Source organism: Streptomyces solincola (assembly GCF_002982015.1).
GTDB lineage: Bacteria > Actinomycetota > Actinomycetes > Streptomycetales > Streptomycetaceae > Streptomyces > Streptomyces solincola.
Genome location: NZ_PVLV01000085.1, coordinates 25,156 through 49,436 on the forward strand (window position 1 = coordinate 25,156; position 24,281 = coordinate 49,436).

21 protein-coding genes and 1 pseudogene are annotated in these 24,281 nt (G+C 68.9%); 7 read left to right on the forward strand and 15 right to left on the reverse strand.

Annotation, left to right across the window (positions count from 1 at the left end; translation table 11 throughout):
* The first annotated feature begins 230 nt into the window (after positions 1–230).
* A complete protein-coding gene (metG, locus tag C6N75_RS06320; RefSeq protein WP_105867850.1) occupies positions 231–1,952 on the forward strand; it encodes a methionine--tRNA ligase in 1,722 nt (573 codons plus the stop codon).
* Between the two features lie 32 nt (positions 1,953–1,984).
* On the opposite strand, the gene C6N75_RS06325 is transcribed toward metG, so the two are convergent.
* Genes C6N75_RS06325 through C6N75_RS06350 form a run of 6 tightly spaced genes read right to left on the reverse strand, consistent with a single transcriptional unit; the run spans position 1,985 to position 7,795 of the window.
* Positions 1,985–2,623, reverse strand: coding sequence for a histidine phosphatase family protein (locus C6N75_RS06325; protein ID WP_105867851.1), 639 nt, complete (start codon positions 2,621–2,623; stop codon positions 1,985–1,987).
* 23 nt (positions 2,624–2,646) lie between these two features.
* Positions 2,647–3,201 (reverse strand): FkbM family methyltransferase, encoded by a 555-nt coding sequence (locus C6N75_RS06330; protein WP_105867852.1) that lies wholly within the window; start codon positions 3,199–3,201, stop codon positions 2,647–2,649.
* Entirely contained in the window at positions 3,153–4,748 is a 1,596-nt protein-coding gene (locus C6N75_RS06335) for a hypothetical protein (protein WP_105867853.1), read from the reverse strand. The genes C6N75_RS06330 and C6N75_RS06335 overlap by 49 nt, the downstream gene beginning before the upstream one ends.
* 7 nt (positions 4,749–4,755) lie before the next feature.
* Positions 4,756–5,898 carry a glycosyltransferase family protein gene (locus C6N75_RS06340; RefSeq protein WP_258177256.1) on the reverse strand — a complete coding sequence of 381 codons (1,143 nt, stop codon included), beginning with the start codon at positions 5,896–5,898 and terminating at the stop codon, positions 4,756–4,758.
* A gap of 14 nt (positions 5,899–5,912) precedes the next feature.
* Entirely contained in the window at positions 5,913–7,229 is a 1,317-nt protein-coding gene (locus C6N75_RS06345; RefSeq protein ID WP_105867854.1) for a N,N-dimethylformamidase beta subunit family domain-containing protein, read from the reverse strand.
* A complete protein-coding gene (locus tag C6N75_RS06350) occupies positions 7,226–7,795 on the reverse strand; it encodes a class I SAM-dependent methyltransferase (RefSeq protein WP_105867884.1) in 570 nt (189 codons plus the stop codon). Before C6N75_RS06350 ends, C6N75_RS06345 begins: the two co-directional genes overlap by 4 nt.
* Before the next feature lie 374 nt (positions 7,796–8,169).
* On the opposite strand from C6N75_RS06350, the gene C6N75_RS06355 reads away from it, so the two are divergent.
* Both C6N75_RS06355 and C6N75_RS06360 read left to right on the forward strand, forming a co-directional pair.
* Entirely contained in the window at positions 8,170–11,691 is a 3,522-nt protein-coding gene (locus tag C6N75_RS06355; RefSeq protein WP_105867855.1) for an NB-ARC domain-containing protein, read from the forward strand.
* Between the two features lie 25 nt (positions 11,692–11,716).
* Complete coding sequence (locus tag C6N75_RS06360; protein ID WP_105867885.1) at positions 11,717–12,943, forward strand: damage-control phosphatase ARMT1 family protein; 1,227 nt, start codon at positions 11,717–11,719, stop codon at positions 12,941–12,943.
* 471 nt (positions 12,944–13,414) lie between these two features.
* Here C6N75_RS06360 and C6N75_RS06370 read toward each other — a convergent pair whose 3' ends face one another.
* The gene (locus C6N75_RS06370) at positions 13,415–14,038 is read right to left on the reverse strand and encodes a nucleotidyltransferase domain-containing protein (protein WP_105867856.1); all 624 of its coding nucleotides are present in this window, start codon (positions 14,036–14,038) and stop codon (positions 13,415–13,417) included.
* A gap of 368 nt (positions 14,039–14,406) precedes the next feature.
* Positions 14,407–15,111, reverse strand: a complete 705-nt coding sequence (locus C6N75_RS06375) for a nucleotidyltransferase domain-containing protein (RefSeq protein ID WP_105867857.1) — start codon at positions 15,109–15,111, stop codon at positions 14,407–14,409.
* 190 nt (positions 15,112–15,301) lie between these two features.
* Between C6N75_RS06375 and C6N75_RS06380 the strand changes: the two are divergent.
* The 3 genes and pseudogenes from C6N75_RS06380 to C6N75_RS06390 form a co-directional block, all read left to right on the forward strand.
* Positions 15,302–15,649, forward strand: a pseudogene (locus C6N75_RS06380) (DUF317 domain-containing protein); the annotation flags it as partial.
* A 180-nt stretch (positions 15,650–15,829) separates the two neighbouring features.
* Positions 15,830–16,639 (forward strand): DUF317 domain-containing protein, encoded by an 810-nt coding sequence (locus C6N75_RS06385; protein ID WP_105867858.1) that lies wholly within the window; start codon positions 15,830–15,832, stop codon positions 16,637–16,639.
* 165 nt (positions 16,640–16,804) lie between these two features.
* A complete protein-coding gene (locus C6N75_RS06390; protein ID WP_146132497.1) occupies positions 16,805–17,260 on the forward strand; it encodes a hypothetical protein in 456 nt (151 codons plus the stop codon).
* Between the two features lie 301 nt (positions 17,261–17,561).
* On the opposite strand, the gene C6N75_RS31380 is transcribed toward C6N75_RS06390, so the two are convergent.
* From C6N75_RS31380 to C6N75_RS06420, 7 genes are all read right to left on the reverse strand, one after another.
* Complete coding sequence (locus C6N75_RS31380; RefSeq protein WP_258177257.1) at positions 17,562–17,738, reverse strand: hypothetical protein; 177 nt, start codon at positions 17,736–17,738, stop codon at positions 17,562–17,564.
* A 30-nt stretch (positions 17,739–17,768) separates the two neighbouring features.
* Positions 17,769–17,948 carry a hypothetical protein gene (locus C6N75_RS31385; protein ID WP_258177258.1) on the reverse strand — a complete coding sequence of 60 codons (180 nt, stop codon included), beginning with the start codon at positions 17,946–17,948 and terminating at the stop codon, positions 17,769–17,771.
* A 107-nt stretch (positions 17,949–18,055) separates the two neighbouring features.
* Positions 18,056–19,792 carry a relaxase/mobilization nuclease domain-containing protein gene (locus C6N75_RS06400; RefSeq protein ID WP_105867860.1) on the reverse strand — a complete coding sequence of 579 codons (1,737 nt, stop codon included), beginning with the start codon at positions 19,790–19,792 and terminating at the stop codon, positions 18,056–18,058.
* Positions 19,789–20,076: a mobilization protein gene (locus C6N75_RS32045; RefSeq protein WP_322888030.1), complete on the reverse strand. Its 288-nt coding sequence runs from the start codon at positions 20,074–20,076 to the stop codon at positions 19,789–19,791. Before C6N75_RS32045 ends, C6N75_RS06400 begins: the two co-directional genes overlap by 4 nt.
* A gap of 388 nt (positions 20,077–20,464) precedes the next feature.
* Positions 20,465–21,703: a hypothetical protein gene (locus tag C6N75_RS06410; RefSeq protein WP_105867862.1), complete on the reverse strand. Its 1,239-nt coding sequence runs from the start codon at positions 21,701–21,703 to the stop codon at positions 20,465–20,467.
* 254 nt (positions 21,704–21,957) lie between these two features.
* On the reverse strand, positions 21,958–22,659 hold the full coding sequence (locus C6N75_RS06415; protein ID WP_105867863.1) for an ATP-binding protein: 702 nt from the start codon (positions 22,657–22,659) through the stop codon (positions 21,958–21,960).
* Positions 22,656–23,552 carry a hypothetical protein gene (locus tag C6N75_RS06420; RefSeq protein ID WP_105867886.1) on the reverse strand — a complete coding sequence of 299 codons (897 nt, stop codon included), beginning with the start codon at positions 23,550–23,552 and terminating at the stop codon, positions 22,656–22,658. The genes C6N75_RS06415 and C6N75_RS06420 overlap by 4 nt, the downstream gene beginning before the upstream one ends.
* A 257-nt stretch (positions 23,553–23,809) precedes the next feature.
* Here C6N75_RS06420 and C6N75_RS06425 point away from each other — a divergent pair, with 257 nt between their 5' ends.
* On the forward strand, positions 23,810–24,094 hold the full coding sequence (locus C6N75_RS06425; protein ID WP_105867864.1) for a helix-turn-helix domain-containing protein: 285 nt from the start codon (positions 23,810–23,812) through the stop codon (positions 24,092–24,094).
* The last annotated feature ends 187 nt before the right edge of the window (positions 24,095–24,281 follow it).

A 24,281-nucleotide genomic window follows, 5' to 3' on the forward strand; every position in this document is an offset into this window, starting at 1 on the left:
GCCTGTCTTGGACGGCCGAGTGCTTTTCGCGCTTCGCCCAGGCCGGTCAGAAAACCTGTGGGATGGGGAAAGCACCGGTTCGATACGATGGCGGTGGCTTGTAGACCCGTTCCGTCACCGTGCGCGACAACAGCGTGCGATCGGAGTGATCGCATCGGCTGCAGCCTCCCGACTTGGGCCCGCCGTGGCACTGTCACCGGCGCCGTACGTACGAAATGGAGCATCCGAGGATGGCTCGACACCTGGTCACCAGCGCGCTTCCCTACATCAACGGGATCAAGCACCTGGGCAACATGGTCGGGTCGATGCTTCCTGCGGATGTGTACTCCCGGTACCTCCGCCAGCGCGGTCACGACGTCCTCTACATCTGCGCCACCGACGAGCACGGCACGCCGGCCGAGCTGGCCGCCAAGGAGGCCGGGCTCTCCGTCGCCGAGTTCTGCGCGCAGGCCCACGACGCCCAGAAGGCCGTGTACGACGGCTTTGAGCTGGCCTTCGACTACTTCGGCCGGAGCTCCTCGCAGCAGACCCGCGAGATCACTCAGCATTTCGCGCGCAAGCTGAACGAGAACGGTTTCATCGAGGAGCGGGCAATCCGGCAGGTGTACTCGCCGGTCGACGGCCGCTTCCTGCCGGACCGGTACGTCGAGGGCACCTGCCCGCACTGCGGCTACGACAAGGCCCGCGGTGACCAGTGCGAACACTGCACTCGTGTGCTCGATCCGACCGACCTTCTCCACCCGCGCTCGGCGATCAGTGGCTCCACGGAGCTGGAGGTCCGCGAGACCAAGCACCTGTTCCTGCTGCAGTCCAAGCTTCAGGCCGAAGTCGAGGCGTGGATCGACGCGGTCAGTGAGCAGTGGCCGCACCTGTCCACGTCGATCGCCCGCAAGTGGCTGACCGAGGGTCTGCACGATCGTGCGATCACGCGGGACCTTGACTGGGGTGTGCCGGTCCCGGCCGACACGTGGCCGGAGCTCGCGGCTGAGGGCAAGGTGTTCTACGTCTGGTTCGACGCTCCGATCGCGTACATCGGCGCGACGAAGGAATGGGCGGACGCCGCCCGGGACGGCGAGACCCGCGACTGGAAGTCGTGGTGGTACGAGGCCGACGACGTCCGGTACACCGAGTTCATGGCGAAGGACAACGTCCCCTTCCACACCGTGATGTTCCCAGCCACTGAGCTGGGCGTCCGTGAGCCGTGGAAGATGGTCGACTTCGTCAAGGGCTTCAACTGGCTGACGTACTACGGTGGCAAGTTCTCCACCTCTCAGAAGCGCGGCGTCTTCACCGACGCGGCCCTGGAGATCCTCCCCGCCGACTACTGGCGTTACTTCCTGATCGCCAACGCCCCCGAGTCGGACGACTCGTCGTTTACCTGGGAGCACTTCACCGCCACGGTCAACAAGGACCTGGCCGACACCCTCGGCAACTTCGTCAACCGCGTGCTGTCCTTCTCCCGGAAGCGGTTCGGCGACGAGGTCCCGGCCGGCCGCGCCGCCGGCGAGGCGGAGGCGAAGCTCGGCGAGCAGATCGCGCATCTGCTGGCCGAGTACGAGGAGCACATGGAGGCGCTCCAGTTCCGCAAGGCGGCCGCAGCTCTGCGCGCTCTGTGGTCCGCGGGCAACTCCTACTTGGAGGAGAAGGCTCCCTGGCTGGAGATCAAGACCGATGCCGACGGTGCCGCGCTGACCCTGCGTACCGCGATGAACCTGATCCACCTGTACGCGGTCGTCTCGGAGCCGTTCATCCCGGCCACGGCCGCCGCCATGCGCGGGGCCTTCGCCCCGGAGAACGACACCGCGACCTGGGTGACCGCCGAGCAGGCCAAGGCCCTGGACGCTGTCACGGCCGGCACCGCGTTCACCGTGCCGCCAGTGCTCTTCGCGAAGATCACGGAGGAGGACCTGGAGTCCTACCGTGAGCGCTTCGGCGGTGCCCCGGACGCCTGACCGTGTCCCCCGAGCCCGTACTGTCCGTGCTCTCATCGGGCGGTACGGGGGTCGAGATGGCTGGGCAGGCTCGCGGGAGGCACGTTCATCAGCCGGATGTGGGGCGCCGTGCCGTCTGCCTCGACCCACGTGAGACCGGCTGACCCAGGGACGTGCTGGAGGTAGCGCTCGAAGCCGTTCCCCGTCAGCCACAGCAGCAGGCATGCGATGCCCCCACCGTGCCCGATGAGGACGGTCGTCCGATGTGGCCCGGTGTGGACCTGGTTCCACAGGTCCACATAGCGGGCCTGCACGTCCTCCGATGACTCGCCGCCTGGCGTGCGGAACTGGTGGATGGGCACGCCATGGTGTGCTGCCTCAGAGGCGGCGAGCTCCCTGGGCTGGCCACCGAGGTGGCCGCTGTTCTTGGCAGCGAGGCGTTCGTCCACGAGTACGTTGGTCGGCCTGAGCACTGCGGTCAGCAGCGCCGCCGATTCGCGGCAGCGGGACATCGGGCTCACGAGCATCTGGTCCACGGTGATCCCGGTTCCGGCGAGGCCGGCGCCGACCGCGCGGATGTCATTCCTGCCGCGCTCGCTGAGCCTGCCGCCGACGGCCTGGCCTTGGTGAATGCCCCGCAGGTTCTCCTCGGTCTCGCCGTGCTTGATCAGGTAGATGTGCTTGGTGCGCATGGCGTGGCGTCCCCTTTCTCGAATCAGTCCCAGTCGCGGACGTCGACACAAGCGGAGACCGCGGCAGCGACCTGGTCGTGTTCGGCACGGCTCATGGCGGGGAAGCGGTCGTGGTGCCACTCGATGTAGAGGACCGAGATCAGGTTGATCGTCCCGTCGTCCAGCAGCTTGGTGAGCACGGGGTACTCGGCACCTTCGATGTCCATCTTCACGACGACGTGATCGCCGGGACTGACCGTCCGCCGGAGCCAGGCGCTGAAGTCGATGGCGGGCACCGGGACCGGCGAGCTGTAGTCGATCTGCTGGTCGTACATCGGCGGCACGCGCTTGCCCGGCATCACGGTGGAGCTTTCGTGGTGGCCGAGGAAGAGGTCGATCGTGCCGTCATGGGTCCACACCGCGCTCGGGGAGATCTCGATACGGGCCGAGTCCTGGGCCTGTTCGACGTGCCGGCGGATGGAAGGGATCAGCTCCGCGTTCGGCTCGAAGGCGTAGAACTCGTGATCCGGAAGCTCGTGCATGAAGCGGTTCAGCACGATTCCGAGGTTGGTGCCGCAGTCGATGAAGATTTTGCGCATGAGGGGCTCCCGTGGTCGGGTTTCGGGGGTTCGAGGTCGATCTCGTGTAGGACGTCGTGGGCGAGCAGGACGAAGTCGCCGGTCGCGGGGCGGTAGCAGCGCTCCTCGTACCGGATGGTGATGCGGCGGACGGCTTCGTGGCCGCGGTAGGGAGGAAGGTCGCCCCACCGGTAGAGCTGGCCGCCGGGCGCTTTGAGCCAGCGCAGTGTCCTGGGCAACGGCCCTTTCGGCACGCCGCTGTTGAGGCGGCTGAACATCGTGGTCAGGAAGTCGACGTGCTCGTTCGCCAGCTGCTCGTCCTTCTGCACGCGGCCGTAGGTCTCCTTAAGGTTCCGCAGCCGGTCCGGATCCCCGTCCGCGTGGACGATGAGGTCGCGGAGCCGCCGGTCCCAGACGATGCCGAGGTGGTCGTGGAGGACCGGTTCGCTCGTCAGGAAGTAGCCCAGGACGCGGCCGAACTCCCGCTCGTACGGGCACATGAAGCCGTTGTAGAGGCCCTGCTGTTCGCCGGAGGCGGTCTCCACCTGCCAGTGGACACGGGCTGTGAAAGGGGAGTCCCACCACCCCAGGTGCCAGGGTTGCCACAGCAGGTCGGCGGCGCTGAGCAAGAGCACCGTGAGTGCCAGCAGTGCGGCTGGCCAGCCGAAGGCCGCCGCGTCGTACTCCGCAGCGGGCAGAAGGCCGACGGTGATCGCGAGAGCGATGTTGGTGCCGATGTTCTCCCAGAAGAGGATGCCGGAGGCGAGAGCGACGGCGAGATTGAAGAGGGCCGTTCCCGCGAGCACCGCGACCAGAAGGCGGCGGTCGAGGAAGGCGATCAGCCCCACCGCCTCGATCGCCATCGCGAGAATATTGATGGGGCGGTCAAAGCCGCGTGCACGGCGCAGTACGCGGGACACGGTCTCGGGACGCAGGAAGCGTGCCCAGCCCCAGGAGTATGCCGAAGCGATCAGGTAGTGGGTGCGGTTGTGCCAAGCCCATGACCAGGGTCGCGGCCCGAGTCGGGCCTTGCTCCAAGCCGGCTTCACGTAATGAGAGAGCGAGACGCAGCCGAGCACGAGCAGGAGGGCCGGCGACGAGCCCGAAGTCTCGCAGAGGGTCGCCACGACGAACCAGGCGAGGTATGCCTTGAGCAGCCGCAACGGCATCATCGCGTGGTGCTTCCAGCCTCGGAGCTTGCCGCAGTACACCCCCATCCAAGCCATGAGAGCCGGAGGCCAGAAGCACGAAACGGCACCCAGCACCAAAAGCAGCTGCTTGTCCAGGCGCTGCGGTCCGATCGGCTCCGTTACGTCGTAGTCGCTCGTCACGCCCTGCCAGGTGAGCACCGTGATCACGAACAGGGCGAACCACCGGATCGGTCCGGGATCGGGCGATGGCAGGAGGATGAGCAGTACGGCGGGTGCGATGCTCGTGACGAGGATCAACGGGGTAGGACGGCCCGCGATGGCCCGTACAGTCGGCGAGATCATGAAGCGGTAGCAGGCCACCACAGCGGTGACGGTCACGGTGGTGTGCAGGTACGCGGCGAGCGGTGGCGTTCCCATGGCGCGCCTACCGTGTGGTCGGGGCGAAGATCGGAGAACCGGCTGTGGGCAGGCTCTCCAGGTAGGCGGCGATCCGCTCCCGGGGGTCGACCGCGAGGTGCTCGTCCCGGTGGCGTACGACGTTGGCGCGGAGCTCTCGATTTCGGTTGAGGAAGTCGAGCACCGCTCCGCCGTCGATGCGGGGCACCGATGTGCCAAGTTCCGCCACGTGGACGACCTTGGCGCACCAGTGTTGGTCGTACGTGGGCAGCGGGATCAGATGGACCGGTTTGCCGAGGACGAAGGCTTCGCTGATGAGATTGAAGCCGGCGTTGGAGAAGACAGCCTCGGACCGCGCCATGTCCCTGATGAACGCCTCGCGGTCGAAGGTACGGATTTCGATCTTGCCGTCGGCGTACTGGCGCAATTTGCCGATCTCCGTCGGCTGCACGTAGATCCGTAGGGCGCGGTCTGGGACGTACTGGCGGAAGACGGCGGTCAGCGTTCGGACGGACTCTTCCGGTCCGTGGTCGAAGTAGCGCGAGAAGTATGCCGTGGCGAGGGGTTCGGTGGTGACCGGCGTGGAACGTACCGAGTCGGGGATGACCGGGGCGATGAACTCCAGCCGTCGGTCGTCCGCCTTCAGGGGGACGTAGGAGCAGATGAACGACCGGTCGACGCGCGGCGCGAAGTAGCGGAGGCGTTGTTCGTCAGCGGTCCTGGCGTATCGGCCGACGGTCGGAAGGTCGAGGTGTCGGTACTTGCTCTGCTGGTCGACGGAGATCAGCGGTCTGCCGAAGTGATACGCGAGGCGTGGAGTGTTGGGCTCGTAGTCGGTGATGAACACGTCGGGGACGCCGGTCTCGCGAACGATTCGGCGCAGGCGCATGTGCTTGGCAAGGCCGGCGGGGGCCTGCCAGATGTTCGCGCGTACGGCGTCACTCGCGGATATGCGGTCCGCGCGGGCGAGGAGCGTCGGCATCCACGCGTCCCAAGCGGGGAAGCCGAGGTCCCGGAAGTACTCCACGCGGGCGCCGCCGTTGGTGACGATGCGCACCTCGTGCCCGCGGTCGCGGAGGTACTGGGCGATCACGCTCTGTCTGACCGAGTGACCCATGCCGATGCCGTTGACGCCAATGATCACATTGAGCGGCCGTACGTTTCCAGACACGATGATCCCTTCGGTCAGGAGAGACGGGTGAAGACGTTGCGGGTGATGGCTGCGACCCGCGGGGCGGTGGCCAGAAGCCGGGCCCAGTCGGTCGTGGCAGCGGTGAAGACCGTGCCGTTCGCCGTGTAGAGGCCGAGGGTCGCTGCCCGAGGACTGTCCATCGCCTCCCGAGCCGCGAAGTTCCAATCGCCGGGCAGCGGCGCGATGCCGAGAATCTCGAAGTCCTTGGGAGTCCCGTCTCGGCCTGTCGGGCGCGGTCGGCCGGACGCGTCGAGCTCGTACGCCGCCCCGTCGCATTCGTAGCCGACCAGCGCGCCGTCGCGGCCGACGACGTCGCCCGTCCGCAGGCCCGTGCCGGAGAAGAGCCAGTGGTCCGCATCCGTGACGGTGAACCCGAGGGGAGTACGCGGGCCGTCCCAGTGGCCACCACCGTTTCGGTAGCTCACCCCGAGAAGGGAGTTCTCGGGCTCCGACTCCCACCAGTGATCCGGGCAGCCGTACGAGCTGTCCGGGTCCTTCCCGGCCGAGGCTCCGGGCGGGAACTTGTCGCAGCGCAGCCCGGCTCCGTCCGGCGCCACGTGTACTCGCCACCAGCAGGTGTTGGCGCCGAAGTTGGCGATGTTTCCTCCGCTGTCCCGGAACGCGGTGACGTTTCGACGGATCTCGGCGCTCCAGTACTCGTCGTGGCCGGCGGCGACCAGGAGGCGGTATCCGTCATGGAGGTGTCGGCCTTCGTGAAGGTCCAGGTCGGTGCAGAAGTCGCTCTCGATCCGGTTCATCTCCATCCACGCGATGAAGGGGGCGTCCCAGTGAGCGAAGGTCTGCCGCGGGGAGGCGGTGTCGTACGGGTCGGGTAGGCCCTTGACGGGGCCGCCGACGCCGCCTCCGGGGCGGAGCATCGTGACCTGGGCGGCGCTGTAGAGGCTGCCTCCCCCTGCCGTGTTGTAGGCGTGGTAGGTGAAGGTCGGGATCTTGAAGAGGACCTTGCGGCCAGACGGCGCGGAGGGTGTGACCACGAAGAGGATCCGCGCCTCACGGGAGTCCATCGGCGGCATGTCCGATGTCGGCTCCGTGCTCAGCGCCGCGATGTAGACCCCGGACCTCCACTCGGGGGGCACGAGGAACTCGTAGGCGGGCCACCGCCAGTCCGCGTCGAACGTGCCGGACTCTGCGGTGCCGCCGGGCCACTCGACATGGCCGGCGTGGTGGGGCGTCGCGCCCCAGCGGTAGAAGTCGACGTGGAAGCGCGGGGCCGAAGCGGAGATGTGCAGCCGGAGCACTTCGCCGGCGCGGACGCTGGGTCGGGCCGGGTAGCCGCTCATGCTCGTCATTCGCTCGTCCAGGGGCGAGCGACACCAGCGATGTGGTACCGGTCGATCGACTCGACCTGGGCTTCCCATTCCAAGTCGCGCAGCTGCGAGGTGAGGGCGGCGGCGTCACGCAGCACCTTCACGGCCAGGTGGTGGGATCCGTCGGCGAGCCTGCGGCGCACCGTGGGCACCTGGGCCTCGGCAACGCCCTCCTCGATCTCCGCCTTGGCAGGCGCGTCGTCCAGGAACACCACGCGGCCGCCCGGCGCCAGCGTCCACCTCAGGAGGTCCCAGAAGGCTTCCATCTCCACAGGCGGCACGTGGCTCAGCCAGAAGGCGAAGAAGATGGTGTCGTACTGGCGATCCGGTTCCCAGCTGAAGATGTCCGCCTCGATGAAGCGAGTCGCGGTTCCGTGCATCCGCTCTCGGGCCGCGGACAGCATCTCCGGCGCGGCGTCCAGGGCGGTCAGGCTGCGTACGCGGTCGGAGATCAGTCGGGTCCACTGGCCGGTACCGCACGCCAGCTCCAGGACGTCGCCGCGGATCGGCAGGCCGTCGAGGACGTGCGCGAGCTGAGGCATGGGCATGCGGTCGCTGTAGGAGTCGTCGTATTCGCCGGCTCGCGCTCGGTAGTAGGCGATCTGCCTATCGGACCACCCGCCCTCACCGCCATGCTGCTTCGTTCCGATCACCTGAAACCACCCCTTCGTCGTCCACGCGGAGCGGCAGCGCTCCGTGATGAGCAGACTGCCGAGCGGTGCGGGACAGCGGGATGCCGTCGCGCCGCACTCGCGTGGCAACGCCGTCGCTCACGCGGGCGATCGCGGGACTGCTGGCTTCGCCGTGCGGGACCACCCGGGTGCCGAATCGGTGCTGAACTTCTGTCGAAGCGAAGGCCCTACGCCCCTGGTCAGACCGCCCTACGCTGTTACCGTCGTTGGTGTCGGTCGAAGGAGCTTCGGTGGCCACAGTGCAGCGCTGGACCGGAAGGGAGGCGCGCGCTCTGCGGCTCGCGACGCGTCGGAGCGTGCGTCGTTTCGCCGCCTACCTCGGCGTCAGCGACCGGACGGTGTCCAATTGGGAGGCCCGAGGCGAGGAGATCGTTCTCACCCCGGATTCCCAGGCGTTATTGGATACGGCGCTGGAGCGGAGCGACGCGGAGGTGCGGCAGCGCTTCTGGGACTCTGTTGGTGCTCCGATGTCCTCTGCCGCGCCCGCACCGGACCATTACCTCCCGATACCCGTCCCGGAGCCCGGCTTGGTGCACAGGTCAGATGATTTCGAGGGGCTCGTCGCCGTCCTACGGGAGGCGTCGGCGGACAACAGCGCCTCCACGGTCGCCCTGTGCGGTCCCGGCGGGTTCGGGAAGACGACGCTCGCGACGCAGGTATGCCACGACCCTCGTGTACGGAACTCCTTCTCGGATTTCCTGTGGGTGGAGACAGGCGAGGGGTGCACAGCGGCGAGGGTTGTCGAGCTGATCTCCGACCTGTGCGTTCATCTGGACGGCAGCCGCCCTTCTTTCGCGGATCCGGAGCAGGCCGGCTTCCACCTGGCTCGTCTGCTCCAGGGACGGCGTGCCCTCCTCGTCATCGACAACGTCTGGTCCGCGGCCGATCTAAGCCCATTCCTGTTGGGTGGGAAGGACTGCGTACGGCTCGTCACCACCAGGAACGTGCGCGTGTGCCCCAGCGCCGCCAGGCTCGTACGGCTGGGTCCCATGGCGCCGGGCGAGATCCGGGAGCTGCTCGTCCGCAACGTTGGGAACCTGGGCCAGGCGGAAGCCGCGCGCCTTGCCGGCGCGTGCGGAGGATGGCCCTTGCTGGCGTCGATCGTCGGGGCGAACGTCGCACAGGAGGTCGTCTCTGGTGCCCCGGCCGGTCGTGTGGTGGCTGAGACGAGCGCGACGATCCGTGCGTACGGCCCCCAGGCATTCGACGTCTGGGACTCGGACCAGCGGAAGAACGCGATCGGGCAGGCCCTCGCGTCCAGTCTCCGCAGCCTTGAGGAAAGCGTCTCGATCGCGGGCCACTCGGACCTGCGGGACCGGTACCTCTCGCTCGCGGTCTTCCCGCCGTCGCTGCCGATCCCCGTGTCGGTGCTCACTCACTGGTGGCGAACAGCGCACGGATGGGCGCCTCACGTGGTGAGGCAGTTCTGCCGACTGCTGTCCGACCGGTCCCTGATCAGCGCCTATCTCGCCGACCGGGACGCCATCGTGCTGCATGATGTGTTCCGGTCCTACCTGCGCCACCTGATCGGCGATCATTGGGCGGCCCTTCACCGGTCCCTTATCGAGTCATACCGGCACGGCATCGAGGGCGCGTGGGAGACGCTGGACGAGACCGAGGGCTACCTGTGGCGCCATCTCCCCTACCACCTGCGTGAAGCCGAGCTCGACGCCGAGCTCGTCAGCCTCCTGGCGTCCCCGTCGTACGTGGTACGCAAGGTCGCGCTCGTCGGACACCAGCACCTGACCGCGGACGCCGCCGTCCTCGACGCTCTGCCAGGGCGGCGCGAGGCCGGCCACCCCCAGCGTGAGGAGTGGCTGACCGCCCGCGCCCTGACCGGCGCCGGGTACCTGCTGAGCGGACTGGAAAGCCCGGCTGACATCGCCTCGACGCTTTCCATCGTGCTGCGGCGCTCACCTCTGTCCCAGGCCACGCGAACCCTCGAACGCGTCACTGGTGCGGAGGTGGTGCTCGCCCCGAAGTGGCTACTGCCTCCCGAGGACGACACCACGGGAGCGGCCCCCGGCCACATTGGTGCGATTGTCAGCGTCTGCGCCGCTCGCGACATGGTCGCGTCGGGTGGCGAGGACGGAGTGGTCAGGCTGTGGAACGTCGACACCGGTCGGCTACTCCGAGCCCATCAGGCGCACATCGGGTGGGTGTTCGCCACCGCGCTCTCCTCGGACGGGCTGGTCCTCGCTTCGGCAGGAGACGACGGGGCGATCCGACTATGGCGTACCGACACCGGAGAACCCATCGGGGTGCTGCCCGGGCACAATCGCCGCATCCGCAGCCTCGCCTTCTCCCCATCCGGCCCGTTCCTGCTCTCCGGGGCCGAGGACGGAGCTGTGCATGTGTGGGACGTGGACAGGCTCGTGCTCGTGCGGTCGATGCGTACGGTCGGCACTCCCGTCTGGTCCGTGGCGATTGGAGGAGACTCCCACTCGCTTGTGGCCGTGGCCGGCGAGGACGAGTTCGTCCGCCTCTTCGACCTGCGTACAGGTCGTCTCCTGGACGAACGCGCCGCTCACCGCGACTGGGTACGTTCCGTGGCCTTCGCCCCCGGCTCCTCTCTGTTGGTCTCCGGATCAGGTGACCGCTCCATCGCCGTGTGGGACGCGGCGGATGGCCAGCTCGCTCTCGTTCGCCGAATCGCCGATCTCAAGGCGCGCGTGCGTGCCGTTGCTCTGTCTTCGGACGATGCCATCGTCGCCGCCACCGAAGAGCCGAGGATCCAGGCGTTCTCAGCGGAAGGCCCAGCGGGCGAGACTCAGCCTCCTCCGGGCGTCGACTGGGTGCGTTCACTCGCCAGAACAGGCGACGGCTCCGTGATAGCGGGATGTGAGGACGGTGCTGTTCGCGTCTGGACGGTGGGCAGGAGCAGGCTCAGGACGCTGGCCAGTGGCTCGAACACTGTGTGGTCCACGCAGTTCGCCGCCGACGGCCGTACCGCTGTGGTCGGCGACGGTGCCGGCGGCATCGGTGTCATCGACACCTCGACCGGGACGGTCAGCAGGAGGCTCGCCGCAGCCGATGGGCGAGTTTGGTCCCTGGCAGGCAGCGGTGAGCACGTCGCGGCCGCCTGCGGCGACGGAGCGGTCAGGGTCTGGTCGCTGCTCGACAAGGCGTGGTCCCTCATCCTGAACCAGGACACCCCGCGTACGTGGGCCGTGGCGATGGCTCGCTCGACATCCCGACTTGCCGCAAGCACGGGCGACGGACACATCCGGGTTTGGGATTTCTCCGCCGGGGCGCTGCTGTGGAGCCAGGATGTTCATGCTGGCCGATTGCGCTCGCTTGCCTTCGACGACAGCGGAGATCTCCTCGCTGCCTGTGGCGGCGACGGCTCCGTACGCGTGTGGCATGCCCTCACCGGCGAGTTCAAGGGCCGGTTCTCCAGCCCCAGCGGGTGGGCCCGCGCCGTCACGGTCGACGAACCGGGGCATCGCGTCGCGGTCGGGGCGGGAACCGGCGATATCGCCGTACGGCACCTGGGTACGGACAGGTTCACCTCCCACCTCTCCGGGCACACCGGCCGCATCCTCATGCTGGGCTTCCTCAACGACGAGGACCGCCTGGTGTCGGCCGCGGCGGACGGGACGGTGCGCCTGTGGGCGCTCGGAGAGCAGCGCCAGATCGCCAAGGTCAGGGTGGACGCCTCTTTGCACTGCGCGGCCTTCGAACCTCGTACGGGCGAGGTGCTGGTCGGCAGTGCGGCGGGGGTCGTGGCCCTGAAGATCAAGGACTCATGAGCAACAAGCGAAGGGCTTGGACACCATGACAGAGAAGACTCCCAGCACCGCGGACGAAGGGGCCGACATCAGCTCGGGCCAGACCGCCGACCGCGAGGCGCCAGTCATCCTGAGTAACGAGCCCGGCTCGTTCGCCTGGGGCGTCCTGGCCAAACGCCACCCGGCCCTGATCCAGCAGGTGCGAGACGCCTTCCCGTACGGGCGCCGACAGCACGAGGCCCTCGATGCCCTGCTGGACGAGATCACCAACGGTGTTGTCGAACCGCTCGCTCCTGCGGAGCACGATCACGGGCAGTGGACGGACTGGGGGCGGGAGCACTTCGGGCGACCTTGGTTCGACGCCCCGTTCCTATGGGCGGAGAGCTACTTCTACCGCAGGCTCCTCGCCGCCATCGAGTACTTCGGTACCGGCCCGTGGCAGGGAGTCGATCCCTTCGCTCCGTTCAAGCAGGCCGAACTTCGCAGCGAGGCGGTGGAAGAGGAGCTGCGGTCCCTGGACGCGCTCGCCGACGGACCTGCGGACGAGCGAGCCACGGCGTTGCTCCACGCCTCGCTCTGGGGCAACCGCGCGGACCTCGGCTTCCGTGTCTCGGCGGGGGAGCCAGCGACCGGCGAAGCTACCTCCGCTCTCGTCGCTGACGAGAGCGGCGTGCTTTGGCAGCTCCTGCCCGCCGGAGCGCCCGCGACCGTCGCCGTGGTGGCGGACAACGCCGGCCGCGAGCTGATCCCGGACCTGATCCTCATCGATCACCTCCTCGAACGCCGGCACGCCGAGCGGGTCGTGCTCCACGTCAAGCCGTACCCGTACTACGTCTCCGACGCGATGACGGCGGACGTCGTCGACTGCCTCCGCCGCCTCACCGAGGCATCCGGCGAAGCAGGCACGATCGGCGGCCGACTGTGGAAGGCCATGGCGTCAGGACGCCTGGAGGTCCGCACCCACCCCTTCTTCTGCGCTCCGCTGCCGTACGAAGAGATGTCCGAGGACCTTCGAAGCGAGTTCGAGGCCGCCACGCTCACCATCCTGAAGGGCGACCTCAACTACCGCCGCCTGGTGGGCGACCGGCTCTGGGACGCCACGGCGCCGTTCGCCGACCTCACCGCGTACTTCCCAGGGGCCGTCGCAGCCCTCCGCACCCTGAAGTCCGACGTCATCGTCGGCCTGGACCACGGAACGCTGGACGCCCTCGAACAGTCCGGTGCGGCGTGGCGTACCAGCGGCACTCACGCTCTGATCCAGGTTCGGCCATAGCCCTGGCCGCGACGCGACTCCTCGCTGACGTGTTCCATGCACCGAGCGGGGCCAGGTCCTACCTAGTGCGACCTGGAGCCGTGGGGTGCGTGGACGGACCTCCCTTCTGGCTTCGACCCCTGGCCCTGTCCGCCCACGCTTCTCGAAATCGATGGATCCGACGAGGTATCGGCCCGCCACGCTGCCGCCTGCTCGGCCCTGACCACACAGAAGCCCGTTTTTGGAGTGTCCACGAGGTCTCCGGAAGAGCGAGTTGGGCCGCGACTCCCTCGCCGAGCCCATTTCGCGCCACCGGCGGGATCCTCCCGCACATCCACGTCTCCGCCGGCCTGAAGGCCCAGTCGGCCGACGGCAGGACGAGCCACCTCCTCAGCGTCAAGGTGCAGTTCCTCAGCGAGCTGCTGATCGTGGAGGTCACGTCGCCCACGATGACCTCGCCCCGGAACCCCGACCTCTACGACGTTCCGCTGCTCACGTTCGGCTGACCGGCAGGAGCTGGCGGAGCCAGGGGTGGCCGGGCGCGGTCACCTTGATCGCGTCCGCCAGCCAGGCGCGTGCCGGAGCGTCGAGCAGCGGTAGTACCGCTGTGAAGTCGGTCTCGTCCTTGTCCCGGGTCGCCTTCGCCTTGTAGAAGAGCTGCACCTCGGGCGCGAGATACGGGATGCCCGTCTCGCTCGTCCGCCCGAGCCGGTCGATCGGGAGGCGAATGTCCGGGGTGCGCCGCGAGACCCACTGGGTGCCCTCGGCCTCGTCCAGCATGAGCTGCACCGACCAGGGCGCCTCCGGCGTGCGGCGGCACCAGATGTCGTGCAGCGGCGGCCGTAGGAGCTCTCCAGGACGCCACGGTCGCAGCTCCCCCTGGCCGGGTGGGTCGGCCACGTACAGGTCCCAGTCGGCCAGGAGGTTCCGTACCCGGGCCTGGTCACGCCGGAGGACGAGGACGTCGAGATCGCCGTGTGCGCGCAGCTCCCGGCCGACCGCGAGCTCGATCGCGTAGCCACCGGCGATCCACCATGGGAAGTCCGCCATGGCGAAGACCGCGGCCACATCCTCGGGACGATCCGGCACCCAGCGTCCCAACACGTCAGCACTCACCCGCCCATACTCGCAGTGATCAGGCGGGCGGAGGCGAAGGCGACAGCGGTTCGGCGGTCTCGCTGGAGCGCCTGTCGCCCCTCGAACCCTGTGATCACGAACGCCCATGAGCATCAGGGCTACCGGCAGCCATCCTTGAGCGAGTGACTCGCGACCAGCCTCGTGGCCGGGGGCTTGAGCCACGACCACCCCATGGGCCGGACACGCTCGATGCCATGGCGCTTTATGCGGTTTCTACGCCTTTCGGTGGCGCACGCACTGCCGCAGCCGCTCCGGATCCCTGCGAGGAGGCCACCGACCCGCAGGAGGTCCGCCGCCCGATGACCAGTGCGCCGTTCGCCGCCCTCGTATCTCGGTCCCCGCCAGGTTCACGAAGTCCCACCACGCTTGTAGCCGACCCACAACCGACCACCGGCCTGCCCGATCACCTCGTCGACAGCGGCTACGAGGGGCTCTACCCGCCCCTCCAACACCTCCCGCAGGCCACGGTGCAGTCGCAAGCTGAGCCCCGGTGAGGTCGTCTCCAGACGGCGTGCGAGCCACTTTCCACCCCCGCCCCACGAGTGGCTGATGGCTAGTGCCAACTCGCCTGTGCGTCGAACCAGTTCGGTGGCAATGAACATTCGCTCGCTTTGGTCGCTGCTTCCTGCGAGGTCGTCGAGGAGGTCGGTGATCGCGTAGCGGCGATCGTCAATCTCATCGGCCGACACCATGGGTGGCCCTGCGGCGGTCAGCTTTCGGGCCTCCGCTGCGATGCGCGCGCCGACTCCGTCAGCGTCGAATAGCAGCTCACCGTCGGCGCACATCCAAAGCAGCGGCGACCGGCGCTTGCGTACTTCCCGCTCAACGTACGCGTACCACGTCGCTTCGGTGTGCACGAACATCTCCACCGGCCAGTCGTCACTTCGGAGGCTGGCCCGGTACGGGGCTGGGGCTCCGTGGAGCAGGACCACGATGTCGAGGTCCGACATTGCCGTGCGGCGGCCCGTCACCACGCTGCCTCCCAAGAAGGCAGCCTGGGCGTCGGGGTGGTGTTCAACTACAACGGCATGTGCGGCCTCGATCGCATCCATGCGGCAACTATCAGCATTCTGCCCACCACGCGCACGCCGTTTCTCCGCCGTACGACGACGCTGTCTCACGCCTCGTCGCAGTTCGCCCGGGGCAGACAGCAAAGATCCGTGAACGACTGGCCAACGCTGCAACGGCATGTCAACGTGGACGACCCTCCTGCAAACCACCAGGTCAAAGAGGTGATCGCCCGTGATTCCGGAACCCCCGAGTCCCGGATTCTCCACCACCATCGAGGCCCTGCGGTTGCGTAAGTGGCAGCTCGGCCCGGGCCAGCCCACGCTCGTAATGGATCAGTTCTGCGCCGACGACTTCAACCTGGTCGTCGATGACCGCGCGGACGTACACGTCAACTCCAAGGACGGCTCCTTCTATCTCGGATGGTTCCCGTCCGGCCGTCCTGGTACCGACGGCGAGGGGTGGAAGATCGCCGTCACCGGTACGGCCAAGGTGCGCGGCTACCAGATGTCCTTCGACACCGAGACGCCGGCGGATGTCGTCGCCGCCGCAGTCGCTCGCGTGCTGGAGACCTCCAGCAGGTGTGACAGCAGAGGCTCGAGTCGGCGGCCCTCGGGCGGCTCGGCCGTCGCCTCGCCAGGCCGCCATGTGGAAACGAAGACCGGTCATCTGCCACCCAAGGCCGCCGCAAAACCGGCACGGCATTCCTGACCAGCCGCCAGGCACCGGCGGCAATGAAACCCCCACGCCTTTGGAGGCGCCCTGCATCCCGACTTCCCGTTCGAACCGCTCGCCCCGACCGGCGACCCGTCCGCGTGCTGGGTTGGCCCCCGTCACCTGGCTGGTGACGACGGACGTCTGTACGACGCTGTCGCCGACACACTCGCCGGCCTGGGCTGGACGAGCCTGGCGATCGTTCGTGGTCGCCAGGTGCCGGATGAGGCGCCGGAGGACCGTCAGGTCCTGCGCAGCACCGTCCTGCACATCAGTCCCGACTCCCTGCGGTGGGCGCAGTGGGTTCTGCCGGACGAGCCGTTCCACCTGGGAAACCTGCCGATCGCTTGGCAGGTCTCCGCTCGCGCGGGCCTGAGCAGTCCGCTCGCCCAGTGGTCGGCCTACTTCACCCCCGAAGTCCCCGGAGAGGTCCTCGCCGACTTCCTCGCTGCTCTCGACGCCCGCGATCAGCCCGCCCTTTCGCTCGGTGGCTCCGAGTTGGTCCTCGACGCCGTTACGGCGCACGGGTGGCTGCGTGACGTCGACCAGCCCGGCGCCGGAGCGGTCGATCCGACTTTCGCCTCCCACATCCGCCTCGGGGAGGTGCCGCCCCTCATCCAGGACGCCGACCCTCGGGCGCTGGTGGCTGAGGCGGACGAGGCGGTCCTTGCTGGATGGCAGGCGTGGGCTGAGCCGGTGCTCGGCGCGGGATACCTGTGGGCGGCTTCCTTCGGCCCCAGCGTGCCGCACGACCTCGTCGCCGCCTTCGCCGACTCCCTCAGTTCCAGCGCACCGGTCCTGCGCCGGGTGCTGCCGGAGAGTACACGCGACCGGCTCCTGTGCGCTCCAGCCAGCTAGGGATCCTGTCCGATGGGTCAGTGACGAGCTGAAGACCGGCCTCCGCCCGACTGGCGGGACCGTCGGCGGCGACGCCCAGCACGTTTCTGCCGAATGGGGGAACACATACCGGGTGCCGACCTCGAGCGCATGGCCCCAGGCCAGCCAGTCGTGACAATCGCGGTCATGACATCGATGACGGAGACCTTCCACGAGGCCCTACAAAAGGCGCTGGCCGGTCGGGACACGGTCAGCATCCGCGGCACCCTGATCGAGATGCTGCATCGAGACCCCTCCAAGACGGAGGTCTCAGCAGCCCACAAGGCGGCCCGAAGGATCGCCGAGGACGGGGACGCGGTCCTCATCTCCCTGCTTCCAGACCAGGCCGGCGCCGACGCCTACGTGCCTACGGGCCGCGGGGCTAGGAGTCGGGCCTCGAACTACCTGACCGTGGACGAGAAGATCATCAAGGACTTGCCCTGCCGCGTCGAGCTCGCCACAGAGAAGTGGGACGCGATCATCGACGAAGGCATGCGGCTCACCCAGCAGAAGATCGAAAGCGACCCAGTGCTCTCGGCGTTCCTGCCTGGCTGGCAGGCCGAACCGTGTGCCGAGAAGAGAGCTCGTCTCGCGGCCAGCTGACCGCGTGACGCAGGCGATGGAGCTTCGAAAAACCACCGGTACTCCATCGCCCTACCGCCTCGCTGGCGCCCGCACAAATCCGCGACCCACCGGACGCGCCTAATAAGGGCCATTCAACACATCGAAGCCGGGCCTCCCGACGGGAAGCCCGGCTTCGATGCGTGTCCTGTCCTGGCGAAGCCCGTGCGCCACGGCTCGCGGTTGTCGGCTACCGGGACGCCGTACACCTCGGTGTCAGATGCTGGCATCCATCCCAGGGGCCGGTCGCATCCTCACGCTGGGCGCTGGCGACCGACCCTCGTCAGAAGGCGTACGGGGCGAACGGACGAACCGGGTCTGCTACGAGGCGGAGCAGTCGATCGAACTCGGTCCGGTCGTCCTCGTTCATGAGCTGGACGGCGTTGCCGAGGGTCTTCTCGGTGAGCTGCTCCATGAACGGGGCGAGGAAGTGCTGCAGAGCCTCCGGCGCTTCCTCCACCGTGCGCAGGTACTCCCGATAGCGCGCAAGCTATTCGTTCACCCCTACGAGTTCGACTCGGGTGGCGGTGAAGGCCAGGGCCTGTTCCTCCTTGCTGAACGGGCGTCCGTCGCGGTGGGTCCATGTGTTGGTGTCACGTCGGCGCTTGAAGTCGGCGTCGCAGAGGAGAGCGACGATGTCGGGGCGGGGTCGGTTCTCGGAATTGGGCATACGGGTGCTCCTAACAGGAGTTTGGGTGGGTGCAGGCATCAATGGTCTGGAGGATCGCCGGTTTGCCCAACCGGCGATCGTCGGCTATGTTCCGCCCGCCTTGCCGGTTAGCGCCGACGGCTGGAGTCGTTCGCTGAGCTGGGCGCCGGCTGTGTGGAGGGCGCCGGGTACACGGTGCGCCGACTGCCTCGGGTCGGGGTGCCGTGGGGGCTTTCGGGTAGGGCGGGCAAGTGGGCGCTGCGTCGCAGGCGCCACACGAGAACGTCGCTGACGGACGTGGCGGTGCCGAGCTCGCGCCGTCGGGTGGCTTCGGCAAGCAGGGCGGCCGGGTCGTGGCCGGCTCTCTGGACGTCGTCGAGGGTGGCGGCCAGGGCGGGCCAGCCGGGTTCGGTCCGGATTCGTTCGGCCAGCTCCGGCAGCACCTCGTGGAGAAGGTCGGCTTGCCGTTGCCGAACACGCGGGGCCAGACGATGGCCTCGCTGGCCGAGGATGGCCATGGGGTGGGCTGCGGCGGCCTGGTAGGCGGCGCGGAGGTGTTCGGCAGCTTGCCGGGCGGCGGCGGCCTGCTGGCTGTGGTGCCTCTTGGCGTGCCAGTTCGCCGTGGCGATGGCGAGGAAGAAGGCCATGTCGATGAGCATGGCGGTGGTGGCGCCGTCTTCGCCGCGGCCGAGGGCGGGCCCGCTGTGGATGAGATCGCGGGCGGCCTGGCGCAGGGCGCGGTCGTGCCCGCGGACGGCCTTCACGTGGGAGCGGCTGGCCCGCTCGAACACGAAGGCCGCCTTGCGGAGTTCAGCGTGGGTGTGGGCGGCGGAGGTCTTGGCGAGCGCGTCCAGGACCTCCCCTGCAGCAGCGATCTGCGCTGCTGCTGTGCCGTCGTCGCCGTGGTCGATGATCAGCAGGGCCTGCCACGTGGCTGCGGTGGCCCGGCGCCGCGCGAACGCTGGACCTGTCACGGGCGGCAGGGTGGGCTGCTCCAGCCCGGAGCCGTCCGCCGAAGTGGCAGCCTCCGCCGGAAGGGTCCAGCGTTCGCGGATGCGGGGCAACGACAGGTCGGGTGCGAGTGTGGAACCGGCGTAGAAGACCGGCTCATCGTCCTTGTTGCGGTCGTCGGCGAGGGCGACCTTGTAGCCGAGCAGGTCGCCGGAGGGCGCAATGCGCTTGCGGATCAGAAGACCGGCGGCGGCCAGCCGGTCGAAGAACTCCTCCTCGCTCGTTGCGCCGGCCACCGCACGCCGTACGGTCTCCCGCAGCTCCTCGCGCGCCGGGCGCTCTCGACCCTCGCGTTCGGCCTTGTGCCGCTCCGCACTGGTAGCCCGCTTGGCGGCGGTGCCGTCCCCAGACGCGACCTGGTGCAGGCCGAGTTCCTTTTCGAGCAGGCGGCACTCGGCCTGAGCGCGTTTGCCGGAGCGGTGGTGGTCCGGGCGGCGGCCGTCCTCCCGTACGAGGGTGGCGATGATGTGGATGTGGTCGTCGGCGTGGCGGACGGCGGCCCAGCGGCAGCCTGCGCCATCGCCAGGATCGATGCCGGTGGCGGCGACCATGCGGCGGGCGATGTCGCCCCACTGCTCGTCGGACAGGATCGGGTCGTCGGGCGCGGCGCGCACCGAGCAGTGCCAGACGTGCTGGTCGGGACGCCGGTCCGCGTCGAGCAGGGACAGGGGCTGGTCGAGGAGGTGCTGGAGGTCCCTTTTTGTTGCCGAGGGGTCACGTCCGGGGTCGGGGGCCATGTTGTCGAAGGAAGCGACCAGGTGTGGATCGATGTGCTCCTCGTGGGTGCCCTTGCCGTACAGGTAGTGCAGGAGCCCGAGGGTGTTGCTGCCCTGCTGGTGGATCCGGGGGATCAAGCCGCCTCGCCCTCCTGCCCGTTGGCGACCCTGTCGGCTGCCCGTTGGACGGCCTGCGCGGCACGCTGCAGGTCGGCGAGGGCGGCGGCGAAGTGTGGTGCGTCGACACCGGAGTTGAGTGCCTTGACCGCCTGGTTGACGTTGCTGCCCGCCCAGCCGAGCTGCCGGCGCACACCGAACAGGGCCGTCAGGATGTCCCGCTCGGTGGCGATGGTCGCTGCGGTGCGGGACTGGTCGCGGGCAGCGGCCAGGGCCGAGTGGGCAAGGAACCCGGCCACGCTCATATCGACGTGCTCGGCGCCGGATCGGATGATGGCGAGTTCCTGGAAGTTGAGGCGGACGCTGTGCGCGGGGCGCTGCCTCTTGTCACGCGGACGCGACTTCCCCTTCCTGGCCTTGCCCTTGCGGCTGGCCTTGCCTGGCTGCGGTCCGCCCTCGGTCGCAGCCCTCCCGTCCGGCGCCCCCTGGTGCCGGACGGGCCCCGCCACCCCCGGGGCGGGGTCGGGTTCGGGCGCTCCCCCTGCGGGGGAGTGTCCGGACCTCCAACTTGCTCGCGCTGGGGACGGGGTGGTTGGTAGGGCGTTGTCGCTGGTGGTGGGGTCCTCGCGGTGTGGGTCGTGCATCGAGCCTCCGTCTCAGGGTGGTGGCTGTGGGAGCGGTTGGTTGTGGGGCTCAGGGAGCGGAGTCGCTGGGCGCGGCCTTTAGTTGGTTTTTGAATTCGCGGACGACGCGTCCGGCGTCGTCGCTGGAGACGGTGTAGCCGGCGTCGCGGAGGGCGTCCTCTACCCGGTCGCGGCCGATGCGGCCGGTCTCCTCGTACACGCGGCGGGCGAACTCGCGGATGACCTCGTCGGAGGCGCGCGCTTTGCGGTCCTCCTGTTTCTGCCGGGCAGCCGGTTTTCGCTTGCGCCTGCCCGGGGCGCCGCCGGATGTGTCGCTGCCCGTACGCGGTGGGCCGTCTTCGGGTTCTGCCCGTCGTGTGGGCAGTCCTGGCGTCGGGCGGGCAGGTTGCGGGCGGGCAGTCGGCGGCGTCTGGTCGTCGCCCGGGTGCGATGGATGCGGGCGGGCAGTCTCCTCTGCACGCTGAGCTGGATCCGGGCGGGCGGAGGGCGGCTGGCTCTGCCCGGAGTATCGGGCGGTGTACGAGGCCGGAGCGTGCCAGCGTGGCGGCAGTGCGACGGTGGCGAGGCCGAGAGCCTGCTTGCGGGTGGCGAGCTTGCGCAGCAGCAACTCGTCTTGGAGTGGGTCTCCGTCGACGTCGGCCCGCTCCAGCGCCTCGTGCAGACGATCGGACAGGCGCCGGCCCCGCAATGTGCCGCGCTGCTTGTCGGTCATCGATTCGGCGCGGAGGATCAGGGTGACGGCGTCGCTCAGCGCACGCTCGCGGATGAGCCGGGCGGCGTCCGCGTCCTGGTCAGCGATGCCTAGCCGGGCCAGCAGCCGTTCACGCATCTGGCGGACGAGGACGGCGGCCAGACCACGCGAGGCGGCCTGCGGTGTGCGGTGGCGCAGCTCGATGCCCATGGCCAGGTGCCACAGCATGGCGGCCATGACCGGGCCTACGAAAGCGCGCACGGTGCCGCCGACGAGCCCGAACTCGGCGTAGGCGGGGATGATCTGCACTCCGGTGAGCACCCACACGAGGACGCCTGGCACGCCCGGCGCGCGTGCGGGCCCGTTGAGGTTCTGGCGTGCCATCAGCGCGGTAGCGAACAGGGCTAGCTCGGCGGTGGCGAACATGAAGGCGCGCTCGACGGTGCTGCCCATGTCCAGGTAGTCGGCGGCGAACCGCCAGCTGGTGTCCGCGCTGTAGGCGGTGCAGCCGAGCGCGGCCATGGCGGCGACCGGCATTGCGACGGTCCCGCGCCAGCGGTTTGCGCCGGGCGGCTGACGGCGCTGCTGGCGGAGCATCCATCCGGCGAGCACGAGCAAGGCGAGCAGTACCGCTGTCGTTACGGGGGAGGTGACCCAGTCCGGGAGGAGCGAGATGCTGGCGCTCTGGGCAGCCAGGCGCGTGAGAGCGGGGGAGGGCAGGGTGGGCCTACAAAGGTTGGGGGAAATGAAGGGCGGGAGTGGCCGCTTGGCTCGGTCTCCGGGAGGTCTGGGCCGCCAAGGGCAGAGTGTGGTGAGCGAGGCAGGGGGGAGGGGCACGCGCACGGGCCCGATCAGCCGGTGGGCGTGCTCCGGCGGCGTCGGTCGGGGCCGGTGAGGATGACGCGTTCGGTCATCTCGGCGAGGCGGGAGGCGACGCGGTCACCGAGCGCGGTGCGCAGCTCGGGGGTCGGCAGGTTGGTGGTGATGAGGGTGGGACGCATGTGCTCGTACCGGTGGTTGATGAGCCGGTAGGTCAGCTCCTCGGTCCACTCGCTGGTCTTGGCCGCTCCGAGGTCGTCCAGGAGCAGCAGGGGGCACTTGGCCAGGGCCTGCAGCTCACGTTCGCTGTCGAAGCCAGAGCGCGGACGCAGGCGGGCGTGCAGGTCGGCGGCGGTGACGGCCTCCCAGCGGAGCCGGACCCCCACTGCGAGGAGGCCACGGATGGCGCCGTACGCCTGGTGGGTCTTGCCGGTGCCGGTGGGGCCGGCGATCAGCAGGGAGGAACCCTCCGAGATTCCCGGTGCGCCTGCCGGTCCGGGGCGGCCGGCGCGGGCGATCTCGTCCACCCAGGCTGTGACTTGGGGGTGGTCGGTCAGAGCGCGCCGGTAGCGGGCAGGGATGCGGGCGTCGGCCAGCTCCAGCGCGGTGACGGGCTCCGACGGCGGCTCGTGCGCGGTGGCGTCGGGGCCGATTCCCCGCTGGGTCAGGATGGCGCCGAGGCGGTCGGCTATCCGGCCGACCTGGTGCGGGTCCCGGGTGAGGGTGGCGGTCACAGGTCACCTCCGTAGGCGGCGGCCACGTCGGCGGGGTTGGTCCATGGCCGGTGGGCGGCGGCGGCGGGCGCGGGCGCGGAGGCGTTCATGGCCTCGTGGACGAGGCTGGGCAGGGTGCTCGGGTGCAGGCCCTTGGCCCGGTGCCGTGCGAGACCCGCCCGTACGTGGACCGGATCGATGCCCTCGTCGAGGAGCTTGCGTACCTGCCCGCCGAGATGGCTGAGGACGTCCCGGGGCGGTCGGTGGGTGCACGCGGCGGCGTACTCGCCGATGAGGTCCTTCGCCGAGACGGTCTGCGGCGCGGGGGCGCTCGCGCCCCCCAACGGGGTAGTTCCTAGATCCCTGTTCCTAGGTCCTAGATCCGGATCGTGAGGGCTCACCGCGGGCTCCGTGAGTCCTCCCCGCACTTGCGGTGAGGGCTCACTGAATCGCACCTGACCTGCGGGTTTGCCATTCACGGCCGCCTCCGTGCTTCCTCCCCGCCCCTTCACGGAGGGCTCCGTGACTGCTCCGTGCACGTGCGGTGAGGGCTCACGCGTGGCGCCGAGGTCGTGGCGGGGGCAGGCGGGGTTCCGGACGCCGCTGGGGCGGTTGATCTTCTGGTGCTTGGCGAAGGAGACGATGTGCAGGTACCGCTTGCCGTCGTCGCCCTCGTAACGGCAGATCAAGCCGGCGGCGTCGAGCTGGGTGAGATCGTCCTCGACCTCCACCGGGCCGTGCTCACGGCGCAGCGACCACAGCTGGCCGGCGATGACGGCCGCCTGGTCACGGAACCGGCCCTGGTCGTCGGCGAGGGTGAGCAGGCCGAAGAAGGTCCGCTCGGCGGACAGGGACACGGCCGCGAGGGACTCGGACGCGAACGCCTCGGGCTTGATCGTGCGGATACGGGCGATGCCGATCGACCACCTTTCGAAACGGGGGGCAGGGAATCCGGCGGGGCCGGGGTGCGTGGACAACACAGCCACACCCAGGGGCCAGAAGTCCAGTGTTAGTTCAAATCCCCGACACAACTTCTATCCGGCCGCTTGACGGTAGACCCGAAATCCCGGTTGGCCAAATCAACCCGAAAATCCACCAGTGGTCGGCGCATCGCTCACAGCAGACAGGAATAGCGTTCCCAAGCGGCCCCGACGCAAGCTACAACACACCAATGCCGCCACGCCCCCTTGAAATCGGACCCGCCGGACAAGCCGCCGCCCACGCCATCGAGCGCACCCGCGCCGCGCGCGGATACTCCCAGCGCCAGCTCGCAGCACGCGTTACCGCGCTGGGCCGCCCCATGACCTTCACCGCGCTCTCCCGCATCGAACGCACAGTCCGCCGCTGCGACATCGACGACCTCGTCGCCATCGCCGCCGCCCTCGGAACCCCACCGCACACCCTCCTCGCCGGCCATCACGCACACCCAGGGCCGGTCGGAGCGGGCGGAACATAGCCGACGATCGCCGGTTAGCCAAACCGGGGATTCTCCGCATCATTGTCCTGACGCCGAACCCGGCTGCCTGTTGTGGGGTCTCCTTTGCGACCCCGGAAAGGGAATTCCTCTGTTGTCCGATCCCGTGATATCTCCCGCTCTCCCCCGCCTGCATACGGCTCGGGAAGTCGCCGAAGCCCTGGGCTGT